Origin of the sequence: Burkholderia sp. MSMB1826, from assembly GCF_001526325.1 — a bacterium.
GTDB lineage: Bacteria > Pseudomonadota > Gammaproteobacteria > Burkholderiales > Burkholderiaceae > Burkholderia.
The window spans coordinates 1-10,923 of record NZ_LOYN01000019.1; the positions used below are offsets into that span (position 1 = coordinate 1).

9 protein-coding genes are annotated in these 10,923 nt (G+C 57.8%); 8 read left to right on the forward strand and 1 reads right to left on the reverse strand.

Going from position 1 to position 10,923, the window contains the following annotated elements:
• The 4 genes from WS95_RS35470 to WS95_RS11460 form a co-directional block, all read left to right on the forward strand.
• On the forward strand, positions 1-231 hold a 231-nt coding region (locus WS95_RS35470; RefSeq protein WP_218921594.1), incomplete at its 5' end, for a hypothetical protein.
• A 398-nt stretch (positions 232-629) separates the two neighbouring features.
• Positions 630-1,040: a hypothetical protein gene (locus WS95_RS35720; protein ID WP_230624910.1), complete on the forward strand. Its 411-nt coding sequence runs from the start codon at positions 630-632 to the stop codon at positions 1,038-1,040.
• A gap of 145 nt (positions 1,041-1,185) precedes the next feature.
• On the forward strand, positions 1,186-1,563 hold the full coding sequence (locus tag WS95_RS11455; RefSeq protein WP_011661390.1) for a DUF3592 domain-containing protein: 378 nt from the start codon (positions 1,186-1,188) through the stop codon (positions 1,561-1,563).
• A gap of 21 nt (positions 1,564-1,584) precedes the next feature.
• A complete protein-coding gene (locus WS95_RS11460) occupies positions 1,585-2,157 on the forward strand; it encodes a hypothetical protein (RefSeq protein WP_034206977.1) in 573 nt (190 codons plus the stop codon).
• On the opposite strand, the gene tssF is transcribed toward WS95_RS11460, so the two are convergent.
• Complete coding sequence (gene tssF / locus WS95_RS11465) at positions 2,158-4,035, reverse strand: type VI secretion system baseplate subunit TssF (protein ID WP_059823882.1); 1,878 nt, start codon at positions 4,033-4,035, stop codon at positions 2,158-2,160.
• Between the two features lie 136 nt (positions 4,036-4,171).
• Between tssF and WS95_RS11470 the strand changes: the two genes are divergently transcribed.
• The 4 genes from WS95_RS11470 to WS95_RS11485 all read left to right on the forward strand — a co-directional run bounded on the left by WS95_RS11470 (position 4,172) and on the right by WS95_RS11485 (position 9,997).
• Entirely contained in the window at positions 4,172-6,349 is a 2,178-nt protein-coding gene (locus tag WS95_RS11470) for a type VI secretion system Vgr family protein (protein WP_052100329.1), read from the forward strand.
• Positions 6,350-6,430: 81 nt separating this feature from the next.
• Entirely contained in the window at positions 6,431-7,543 is a 1,113-nt protein-coding gene (locus tag WS95_RS33160; RefSeq protein WP_052100270.1) for a DUF2169 family type VI secretion system accessory protein, read from the forward strand.
• On the forward strand, positions 7,536-9,356 hold the full coding sequence (locus tag WS95_RS33165; protein ID WP_080747755.1) for a polymorphic toxin type 15 domain-containing protein: 1,821 nt from the start codon (positions 7,536-7,538) through the stop codon (positions 9,354-9,356). The genes WS95_RS33160 and WS95_RS33165 overlap by 8 nt, the downstream gene beginning before the upstream one ends.
• Complete coding sequence (locus WS95_RS11485) at positions 9,353-9,997, forward strand: GAD-like domain-containing protein (RefSeq protein ID WP_034206979.1); 645 nt, start codon at positions 9,353-9,355, stop codon at positions 9,995-9,997. The genes WS95_RS33165 and WS95_RS11485 overlap by 4 nt, the downstream gene beginning before the upstream one ends.
• Positions 9,998-10,923 lie beyond the last annotated feature (926 nt).

A 10,923-nucleotide genomic window follows, 5' to 3' on the forward strand; every position in this document is an offset into this window, starting at 1 on the left:
CAGGGCAAATGCGATCTGCTCTTCCGTAAATTTGCTCGTCTTCATGGCATGGCCTTCGTGTCCGCTTGGACACATCATGCCGAATTTCTCTACTTTTGCACCGGACTATTTCTTGGGTCAGGGTCAAGTTTGTTTGTCGCGCCGGCCATGCGTTCGAGAAATCAGTTGATAGCCTCGAGAAAGGGTCGTGGTGCGTCGTTTGCGCACGCAACGAACATTCGAAGCGCATGACAGATCCCCACGGAATGAAGCGAATTCGCGCTGCTGCCCGCGCCCAAGGCGGTAAGTGCTTGACGCGAACATACACGAAGCTGGCGGACCGCTACCGTTTCCGTTGTGCGGCTGGACATGAATGGGAGACCGTCGGTCTTGAAGTCGTCCGCGGCGCTTGGTGCCGGACCTGTTCGAACCAGAAGAAGGTGCAACGATATCGGCTTCACGATGGGTTGGCTCGGCTACAGCGGTGCGCCGAGGAGCGAGGTGGCGTCTGCCTCTCTACGGTCTACGAGGGCAGCAAAGCCCACTATCGTTTTCGATGTGAAGCGGGCCACGAGTTCGAGACGTTGGGCGCCCGGATTTTTCGTGGATCGTGGTGTACCGAGTGCCAGCATGAAGCGAAGAGATACGGCATGAGTTTCATGCATAAGCTGGCCGAGGCGCACGGCGGGCGCTGCCTTTCGGGCATCTATCGCAACGCGGCGACGCGACTCGAATGGGAGTGCGCGCGAGGTCATCGTTGGTGGGCCTTTCCCGGAGCGATCGTCCGCGGTCATTGGTGCTCCGCGTGCGCGCACGACGCCGGCAAGCTCGGCATGGATCTGATGCGGGCGATCGCGAAGGAGCGAGGCGGGGAGTGCGTCTCGAAAACCTACGTAAACAGTTCAACCCGGTTGGAGTGGGAATGCGCGCGCGGCCACCGCTGGTTCGCCACGCCGAACACGATCCGTCGCGGGCATTGGTGCGCGCGCTGCTATTTCATCAGCATTACGACGACCGAGGAAACGCGCCGAAAGCGGCGACATGAAGCCGGCAGAAAGTGAAGTTTGACCTGCCGGCGCGGTCGTCCCGCAAATTCATTCGGGCCTCACACGATGTCCGGACAGTCAGTGCCAATGCGCTAAAATCCCGCTCGGACACGCAGACAGGATGCAGCCGCGTGTCGAACGACAAAAATCGAGAGGGCTCATGTCTAAGGCTATTGCAGGCATTGCGATCGGGGTCGTTTTTCTCGTGATCGCGGCTTTCATCGGGTGGTCCACGCGAGGATTTTTGCAGACTGCGATCGCCGTTCCGGGCGAGGTGGTCAGCCTAAATGCCGGCGGGAGCCACCCACAAATCGAGTTCGTGACAAAAACGGGCGAGCGCGTGTCGTATCCGCAAGGCGGGATGATCTACGGCACCAAGGTCGGCGACAAGGTCACCGTCCTTTACCAGCCCGAGGCGCCGGCCCGCACCGCGACGATCGACCGGTTTGGCGCCGTGTGGAACTGGACATTGATGGCGACGATATTCGGTCTTGGATTCATCCTCTTCGCGGCGATGAATCTGGCACCAAAAAAATAACAGCATCTGAGAGGATCGGCCGTGTCAATTCTGAGACCAAGCAACTGGAGCTACAAGACGGGTGCGACAGGCGGCGTCAGCATCGAGTTCGTCGTTGCGTCGGGCGGCACGATCGTTCTGGCCGACCCCGCTGGAACGGAAACCGATTTCTACTACGGCGGCGTAGGCGTCGGTATCGGTTTCGGCCTGCGTGTTCCGAAGATCAAACTTCCGCGGTTTTCCTTGCCGGAGCTCAAGATTCCCAAGATCGCCGGCCGCGAGGTCGGAGGCGCAGGGTCTGCCAAGTCATTCGACAGCGCGGGACTCATCTATATGGCGCCCGCGTTCGGTGGCACCGAGCTGACCAAGAGCGACTTCCAAGGGGCTACGGTCTACCTCGACGGTGGTGTGGGCATCGGCTATGGCAAGGCTGGTTCGGCAATGATCCTCGGAATCAATTCCGCGCAGCTTGCCCTCGGTTTGTCGAACCCTGCGATGACGTGGCTCGCCGAGATAGCGATTGCGCATGCGCCTGCGATCTTGCTGATGGGTGGCACGACGGTTGGCTTGCAAGCAGGTGCCGGCGCCGGGATCTTGGTCGGCTATCTGCACTGACTAAATGACCGGCCGGGTTCCGGATCGGGCCGGGCAGCGATGCAATTCCTGCCCGGTTTGAGACGACCGGATGATGAGCTGTACGTAGCTGTTCGTCGGTGCATACGGCGCAAAAAATCGATCGAGCGTTCGAGCGAGCAGATGCAATGTGACGTCGCGCAACGCGCTCTCCTCGAGCGATACCACGATTTCGATACCGCGCACGAACGACGGAAACTGGCCGTCGAGCGACATCCACTTCATTGCGGGTTGGTAATCCAGTCCGACGATCGCGTCGATGCTGCGTTGAGCGACGATGTTCGTGCTCGGCGCGTGCAAGCGCAAGAAGTCCTTGAACGCCTTCAGCCCGGTCTGGGTGAGATCGAAAGGGTGCAACGACAGACCCGCCACCACGCGCCACAACGCACTGTGTCCGCGCGAATGCGAGCTTGGCAGGGTCGGCTGCGTCAGCAACCGGATCGGGCACGCCAGCGCTGCACCTTCATGAACCAGGTCGCTATCAGGCGCGCCGATCGGCAGCCGCGAAGGGAGTTCACCGTTAGTGGCGGTGACGTCGACGTCGATTTGGGGATGCCTCACCTGGGCGGCGGCCCCGTCCAGCCCGATGAGCGATAGGAGAATAGGTCCACGCGCATTTCCCGCCGCGGCATACGGATCGCGAAACGCCGTCCAATAAGCGACGGCAGGATCGGGTTGCCGGCCATGGCTCAACGCGCGGTAGGGCAGTACGGCCGTTCGTGGCGCAGCGCTGAGCGACGAAGCCCCTTTTTCGTGTTCGGACTGCGTCCGATCGCCCAGATGAACGGCGTCGATCGAGTACACGTCGAGCGGCGTGCCGGTCTCGAGGGGCTCGGGCGTCACGGGGTAGGCCCGATCGGTGGACGTAAGTTGGATCGGCGTCGCGTCTCGCTTGAACAGATTGACGACAGGCGTGCAAAACAGTTTGAACGATGCGGCGTCGAGGTTGCTCAGCGCCTGGGCGGCAGGCGATTCCGCTGATGCGTCGCGAATGGCCAGATGCAACGTTAGGTGTCGTGCTTGCGGCGCCCGCGCCGCGCGTCGGATTCGCCCGAGGTTGATGTCGACGAAATCGAATTTCTCGGGGAAAGCGAAGGACTCAATCAGCGTGTCGAATGCATCCGACGTGTTGAACGATTCTTTCGGGAGCAGCCTCTCATGCTCGCCAAAGCCGACTGATTCGATCGGGGCTTTTGATAATGCCGTCCAGCGACCGCCATGATCGACCTCGACATATGCGCTGGTCGTGCGGAGCAGTAGCGCGTCGGCGAGCGCGGCGACACGGGCGCGACTACCTGCCAGATGAAGGCGAACCTTGCCCGACGGTATCGCTTCATTGAAGGTCTCGGTGGGCGTTGCGCTCGCGAATGTAATCGAGAGGATTGCAGAGACATTGGCCGGTAGCCGGACCGCCGCAGGGACCATCGTCGCTGGACCAAAGCGGGCCGAGTGGACGCGAAGCGGCGAGAGCGTCACGTCGTAGACCGTTTCAAATCGGCAGGCAGCCGAATTGGCATCAAGCACAGTGCCACGCTGCATCGTGAAGGGCACCGTCAGCTGACCGAATAAATTAGCTGGATCAAATTGCGCAATCGCGCAGGCCGGCACGGTGCGCAAGTACTGCGGGTACAACATTTCGAGTAAGGACTCGGTGAACTCGGGGTAGGCGTCCTCCAGCTTCGCGTCGATACGGGCGGCCAGGAGCCCGAACGTCTGGATCATTCTGTCGACATGCAGGTCGCCCTGGCCGTTGGCGATGCCGAGTCGAGCGCCAATCTTCGGATAACGCCGGGCAAATTCCGCGACGCCGCGCAAGAGTAGACCGACTTCGTATTCGTAGTGGGGCAGCAGGTTATCCATTCACCTTCCGTACGACTCAGTCCCCATATTCTAGGTACAAGAAGAAACGCAAAACTTGATCCTCCCGGGGGCAGGCAGTTTAAAATCCCACGACGAATAATATCCTGCCGTTCCGATGCGGGGTTCCGAGGGCGCCATGCAACTGTCAGATATTCCAGGCTTTTTTGGGCTACAGAGCAACCGGCTGTTCACCATCCAGACGCCAATGAAAGGGCGGTCTGATCTGGTGCTCGTCGATTTTCAGGGAACCGAGGGGTTATCTCAAAATTTCGAGTTCCACGTTCGGCTTGCGTCCCAGGATCCGAATATCGAACTGAAAAAGCTGATCGGCCAACCTGTGACGATAACGTTACAGCTGACCGATGCGTTGGCGAGTTCGGAAGAGCGGTACTTCCACGGGTACGTGGCTAACTTCTCGCACCTCGATCATGACGGCAGCTTCACGGTCTACAGTGCGACCATCGTCCCTTGGCTCTGGATGCTTTCGCGCAGCCGCGATATCCGGATATTTCAGGAAGAGAATACCGAAGCAATTCTTTCGAAAGTCTTTCGCGAATACGGGAAAATTGCGTCGTTCGAATTCCGCCTGTCGAAGGCGACGAAGAACCGCAGCTACTGCACGCAGTATCGAGAGACCGACCTTGAATTCGTCGAGCGCCTGATGCAGGAAGACGGGTTGTTTTTCTACTTCGAGCATGGGAAGGACGATCACAAGCTCATCGTCACGGATAACTCGGTTGCCGCAAAGCCGATCGGCGGCCGCAGTCCAGTGCTGCAGTACACGAAGGGCGAGGCCCTCGACAATCTGGCAGTGGTCACCACATTTCAGGCGAGCCGGCAGCTCGAGTCCACGCATGTCGGACTGAAGACCTTCGATTACAAGGTGCCGCACGCGCGCAGGTATGTGTCGGGGGGCACGGAAGTCGACCAGGGAGACGTGCCGTCGTACGAAGTCTACGACTACCTGGGCGAGCACGGCTTTCCCGACAGCGATCGCGGCGAAGCGTTGACGCGTTTCAGGACGCAAGCGCTAGCCGCGCATAGCAAGATTTTCATCGGTACGAGCACGAGCCGGCGGTTGTCGCCTTGCCTGTATTTCGAGCTCGACGACCACTACGACCACGGCGGCACCCAGCCGGAAGATCGCCAGTTCCTGCTGACCACTGTGACGCATAGCGGTACGAATAATTACCAGGCCGGGGAGGGTACCGCGACCTATCAGTGCAGTTTCACCTGCATTCGCAAGAAGATTCCCTATCGTCCGGCGTTCACGATCGAGCAGCCATCGATCATTGGGCCGCAAACTGCTGTCGTCGTCGGGCCCGAGGGCGAGGAAATCTACACGGACAGCCTGGGCCGTGTGAAGGTGCAGTTCCATTGGGATCGACTGGGCAAACGCGATCAAGGCAGCTCATGCTGGGTCCGCGTCGGGCAGCCATGGGCCGGTCGCGGATTTGGGATGATCCAGATCCCACGGATCGGAGACGAGGTGGTCGTAATTTTCCTCGATGGGAATCCCGACCGTCCCCTGATCATCTCAAGCGTTTACAACTCGGCAAACATGCCACCGTGGGGTTTGCCGGCGAACGCGACGCAGAGTGGGATTCTCACACGCTCGACCAAGACCGGAAACGTCAATACGGCCAACGCAATCCGCTTCGAGGACAAGAAGGGTGCCGAAGAGGTGTGGTTGCATGCCGAGAAGGATCAGCGTATCGAGGTCGAGCACGACGAGTCGCATTGGGTCGGGAACGATCGAAAGAAAAACATCGATCACGACGAGACCGTGCATGTTGGTCATGACCGAACCGAGACGGTCGACAACAACGAGACCATCACGATCGGCGTGGATCGTACTGAACGCGTAGGTAGCAACGAGACCCTGACGGTCGGAGGTAATCGAAATGAGACGATCGAAGGATTGCAGAATCTTCTGATCGCGCTTGCCTCAACCGAGACGATCGGGCTTGCCAAGGCACTCACAATCGGCGCCGGGTACAACATCGCTGTCGGTGGCGCAATGAATACGATGGTAGGGCTGGCGAAGGCCGAAGAAGTCGGATTGTCAAAAAATACGGTGGTCGGAAAGTCGTGGGAAGTGAAAGTCGGCAAGACGCTAACTATGCAGGCGGGGGACCGTATTGAACTAATTTGCGGCACCTCCAAGATTACTCTACTGCCTGACGCAGTCCATATTGAAGCGAAAGAAATTCACCTCCCGGCAGCAAACAAGATTCATGCGGACGCCCCTAACGACGTGTACCTCAACACCGGTACGGCCCAAAAAGCCCCTGAATCTAAAAAGGAAGACTAAGTATATTTCCGGGTTAAGAAGTATGGGTGTCGCGCAGCGTGGGCGTGCTTGAGAAATTGACTCTTTGCATGATGGGGCGCAATGGCTGTAATCACAAATGACAGTGGTTTACCGTACGCCTGGTTCGAGAAAACCGGAGAGGGTGGAGCAGCGTACGACGTGCTTGCCGTGCGCGGCACGTTTGATTTCTCACGGGATGGTAAGCCTATTACGTTGGCGACGGAGCAAAAACCGATCATCGATGGTGATGAATTTGACGGCGAAGTCGATAGCGCTCCGTTGAAAGCGGTGCTTAAGCGCGAGGGTGACCGGGTACTTTATAAGCCTGCCACCGATGTTTATCTGACGGGCACCGCTCGCAGCGCGCATGACGAAATGAGAGCAGAGTGGATGGCCGGATTGCAGGTGGGGTCGATGCAAAAGATCCTGCGGCTACATGGGCCTCGCCAGTTTGTTCGAGGACTGTTCGGTTGGCGTCTGACCAGGGCCACACCAACGAACGCTGTTCCTCTCGACTACCGATTGGCCTTTGGCGGCACGTATGCAAGTGAATCAGAAGAAGCCGCAGTGGAGTATGTCTACAAGCGCGACAACCCGGCGGGTTGCGGTTGGCTGCCAGACGACGAAGCGTTGAAAACGCTGTCGAAGGATGCACGTAGTCAGATTGCTGCCGAGATTGGCAAGCTCAAGTTGCTTGCCGCACCACAAATTGAGGACCCAATGCAGCCCGTCCGACACCCGTCGCAGCAATGTGCTGCTCAGGGCTTTGGCCCAGTTGCGCGTTGGTGCTCGCCGCGCATCGACTACGCTGGAACGTACGATGATCGTTGGCGCGCAGAGGTGTACCCAAACGTTCCCAATGATTTCAATCCCCGCTTTTACCAGAGTGCACCGCCTGATTTGATCTACCCGGGCTATCTGGTCGGTGACGAGATAATCATCATGGCGGGGCTTCTGCCGGAAGGGCGCGTGACCATGCGCCTGCCAAGGCTACGCGTCATGATGGCGATGACGACTTGGGACGGTGGAGGGCGGGTCGGTGCGCTCAACCTGGATACCGTTGCTATTGATCTCGATGAACGACAAGTCTCGCTGGTATGGAGGGAACGATTCGATCGGACCGATCCCGTCAATTTTCTGAGATTGGGCGTGACAGCGTTCGTGAATCCGATGCCGGAGCACGCACATGGCTGATCAGACCTCATCGAGCGCCGGCGATCCAATGGGCGGAGCTCAAGCGAATTCCTCTACCGTCAACAGCACATCGCGACACATCGCCAACGAAGATCGCTGGAAGGCTTTCACCACTTCGCCCGATTTTTGCAAGGTCGGAAATAGCGTTGTTCCCTTCGACAGCTATGCGATCATCAATAACAAGCAGACCGCCTCACCTAACGTCTTTGCAGCTGGAAAGCCGGTCTACCGGGTCGGCGATTTGCATCATGGCGTCTTGGGAGACGCGGGACAGCACGTTGTCTCCGGTACTTCGCTCGGCGGTGGCTACGTCAAGATTCTGTCCGGTCAAAGCAATGTGATCGTCAACGGTCAGAAGGTGGCGAGGGATGGCAGTGCTTGCAAGATTAACTGCGACGCGTCGGGTAACGGTGGTGCCCCCGGAAAAATCACCACTGAGACGATTCCGGTTCAGTCGACGACCTGTCAACCAAACGCTGCACTCCAAGCGCTGATAGCTGAAGCGAACGATAAACGAACGTGGTGGCAAAAGACTAAGGACGCGACCTCATCGGCGGTAGATACATTCAATCGTCTAGACGCCGCATCCGGCAAGGATCCCGCGGGGTTTGTAAAGGGCATCGGGAAGGGGATTGTCAATTTTCCTGGGGATGTGTGGAACCTATTGGTCTCTGCAAGCAAGTACGCTGGCGATGAGACCGGCAATGTGACGCCTATCGCAATTCAAGCAGATGAAATGAATCGCGCTGCAATGACTGCTTACCAGGCCGGCGATGTTTGCAGGGCGAACAAGCTGGCGAGTGATGCAGACAAGATGATGCAGTTTGGTCATGTAGGCGATGTAGCGCCAGCCACGACTGATGCCGAGAAGGCGGGTGTCCTAGCTACCGCAATTATTCCCTTCGGTGGTGAAGTTAAAGGAGTGGCGACCGTAGCGAAGGTCGGGCGAGGGGTTGAGGTTGTAAATGAAGGTGCGAAGATAGCGGACGCAGGCAAGTTTGCCGGAACCGCAAAGCTCGCTCCAGTCGTCGAGTCGGAAGCAGGGCAAACTGCGAAGGCGTTGGGGTCCGACGTTGCTGGCGGGCCAAAGGCGGGGTCCCCGCATCCGCCCACAGCTGAGACGCCTACGGTACCGAAAGGCGAAACGCCGCACACGCCGGAGGGGGAGTTACCGAGGAAGCCCGGCGAGGACGTACCAAGGAAGGCGGAAGAAGACGCCGGTGTGCATGTCAAACCGAAAGAGCGGTTGCCCGAGAAGAAGGTACCTTGTTTCCATCCCTATGACAAACGCGGTTTTAAAAAGCTATCGGCAGCTGAACAACGCCAGTATCTGCGAGAATACGCTAAGCAGCTGCGAGGTCAGCAGGACGCGATCAATAGCTTGACGGCCAACGAGTTCCAGGCCGCTCGAGACGCATATAAGGCGGTCGGCCGAAACCCATTGGCCGACGCGATGCAGGAGGCAACGCGGAGTGAATTTGTTGATCACGTTCGAGGCAGCATATACGATTCATTGAGAAGCTCGGGCATGGGCGCAAAGGAAGCCATGAGTGCCGCGACCGAGCGAGCGAATACGGTTGCAAGCAAGCTTGCAGCGCTGCATGAGCCAGATATGGTTGCGGGCGGCTGGGCGAACCCGGATCCGACCCGCATGGGAAGCACCAGTGTCAACTCTTCGATCGGTGGGAGTTGGAATCAGGGCGATCGCCTCTCGACGATAGAGGGAGGTGCTAAGGACGCCATTTCGAGCGGCAAGGGAGATGCCTTGATGAACGTCAAGCTAGAACCTTGTCGCGGAAAGGGAATGAGATGAGAGATGAAGATTTTGAGTTGTTTATCGAGAATTTTGGGGAGGCGACGAGCCGCGTCGAGGTGCCTCAAGCCAGCTTCGAAAAATTCGACAAGAAGCTGCCTACTCAGCTTCTGAAATACTGGTCCGAAGAAGGGTGGGCGACCTACGCGGACGGCTTGTTTTCGATCGTGAATCCCGACGAGTACGAAGACGTTCTGGATATGTGGCTTGAGGACACGATCTTCGAAGAGGTCGATAGCTACCACGTCATCGCGCGAACCGCGTTCGGAAAGTTGTATGCGTGGGGCGAGAAGACCGGGCCGAGCTTGACGGTGTCATGCCCGACGCATTCGCTTATCGCATTGGAGAAGGACTTAAAAGGCCCGCTGAAAAATCCAGACTTTCGTGTACAGACTTTCTTCGGTGCCAAGACGCCAAGCGAATGTGACCTTAAGGACGACGCGAAGCAGCCGCTATTCAAGCGCGCTGTAGGCAACCTTGGACCGCTTGAACCGGACGAGATGTATGGCTTTGAGCCTGCCCTTATTGTCGGCGGTCAAATGAATCTCGACCATCTGAAGAAGGTCAAACTGGATGTTCACTTGACGATCCTGCGGCAACTTGCGCCGCCGAAGATTCCGTTCCTTAATGCTCCAATTTGAACGGGCGCGTCCATTACGGATACCGAACGCGCTGCAGAGGAATGTCGTCGGGATGAGCGGCATTGACGTTGAAGTTCGCTTCTATGAAGTCGGCGACACCCGGTAGTCGAACGGCTGAGGACACGAGACAGATGATTGTCGAACCGCCTTTCGGTAAGAACGGTCACGGCACGTTCACTGTCAACGAGGCTATCCCCATCTGGCTGCCACATTTCGAGCAATTTGTCGGGCCGCTTATATCTGCGAAGTAGTTGTGCAATTTTGCCGTGAGTGAGCCGGGCAGAATCGACTATTCGACATGCGTGTAGATCGCAATCAATTGCACGTGGGGCAACGAACTAACGCCGTCGGGTTCGTTGCCAATTTGGTGCGCTCCCGCGACTGGCAGGTCGCAGGGAGGACGCATATCGGTGTTCTGATGTCGTCCGTACTCGCGGCAAGGTTGCGACTCACCCTCGAGGGTATGGGGCGACCAGAATTCGGCGAGCCTGTGGACGGCGCGGCGGCGGATGCTTCCAACGGAGCGATTTCGTTCGGAATGTTGAATGCTGCATAATTTCAGATCTCGTCTGAAACGAGTAATCGCGGAGCGTCCGAACCTCGACCACAAGCACCGGCTGACCAAGAATACCGCTCGCTTCATTGTCCGGTTATTCTGAATCGAACAATGCGTCTACGTCGAGATTACGCGCGAATAGTCAAAAAAAATGAGACGGCGAATCTGCGAATAACATCCCGCATATCCGCCGAAAACGGTAGATTACGACGGCTGCTTCCCGGCTCGGCAGTTGTCGACCCATTGACCCTGACCCAAGAAATAGTCCGGTGCAAAAGTAGAGAAATTCGGCATGATGTGTCCAAGCGGACACGAAGGCCATGCCATGAAGACGAGCAAATTTACGGAAGAGCAGATCGCATTTGCCCTG